This window comes from Mediterraneibacter sp. 210702-DFI.5.30, from assembly GCF_020560115.1.
Classification (GTDB): Bacteria; Bacillota; Clostridia; order Lachnospirales; family Lachnospiraceae; genus Mediterraneibacter; species Mediterraneibacter faecis.
On the sequence record NZ_JAJCME010000191.1, the window covers coordinates 1 to 231 of the forward strand.

1 protein-coding gene is annotated in these 231 nt (G+C 53.2%); it reads left to right on the forward strand.

Annotated features, from left to right (window positions below; all coding sequences use genetic code 11):
• On the forward strand, nt 1-229 hold a 229-nt coding region (locus LI126_RS15210; protein WP_227165747.1), incomplete at its 5' end, for a hypothetical protein.
• Nucleotides 230-231 lie beyond the last annotated feature (2 nt).

A 231-nucleotide genomic window follows, 5' to 3' on the forward strand; every position in this document is an offset into this window, starting at 1 on the left:
GCTGGCACGGGTAGCACAACGCGCAGCCCTGCAGCGGCAATGGCTGTTAAAAGACAACTGGCACTATCGCTTCTTTACCGAAGTGCGGGAGGATCCGCAAGCAGTAGCCGGATTCGTCTGGGCAGTCGGTAAGTCCAGCCTGGAAGAACTACAGCATCAAATCGAGGATACCGAGGTTTGGAATGAAAAAGCATCAACTGATTCCAACCCGGCTCCTGATCAGCAATAACT